This is a genomic window from Flavivirga aquimarina (assembly GCF_030540835.1).
Lineage (GTDB): Bacteria > Bacteroidota > Bacteroidia > Flavobacteriales > Flavobacteriaceae > Flavivirga > Flavivirga aquimarina.
In genome coordinates, this window is sequence record NZ_JAUOEK010000157.1 from 1 (window position 1) to 512 (window position 512).

General features: G+C 38.1%; 2 rRNA genes. Both read left to right on the plus strand.

The window, feature by feature from the left end:
• Positions 1 to 130 (plus strand): 23S ribosomal RNA (locus Q4Q35_RS17125); the annotation flags it as partial.
• A gap of 247 nt (positions 131 to 377) precedes the next feature.
• A 5S ribosomal RNA gene (rrf, locus tag Q4Q35_RS17130) occupies positions 378 to 485 on the plus strand.
• Positions 486 to 512: the final 27 nt, after the last annotated feature.

Genomic DNA, 512 nt, shown 5'->3' on the forward strand with positions numbered 1-512 from the left:
TAAGCGCGAAACCCACCACAAGATGAGATTTCTTTAAAGGGTCGTGGGAGATTACCACGTTGATAGGCTATAGGTGTAAAGGCAGTAATGTCATAGCCGAGTAGTACTAATAACCCATAGGCTTATTGTACGGCCCCCTCTGACTCCTTCAAAGAAGGAGGACATTTACTCGAGAGAGTATGGGGGGGGCGGATGTTTTTTTATAAAGTTCAGGTAATTATTTATTATTGTTTTTATGTAGTTCACCTATATGGTGTTTTTTCAATATGTTAAAATATTTGCAGCAAAGCAGCTGCAGTTATGGAGTTATTAAAAATTAAGTTGTTAAGGTAAAAGACTAATGATTTATGAATATAATAACAAGATAACTTAAGATTTAAGGTGGTTATAGCGATGGGGCTCACCTCTTACCATTCCGAACAGAGAAGTTAAGCCCATTAGCGCCGATGGTACTGCATTTGTGGGAGAGTAGGTCGTTGCCTTTTTTGAATCCCGATTCTTTTTTTAGAATC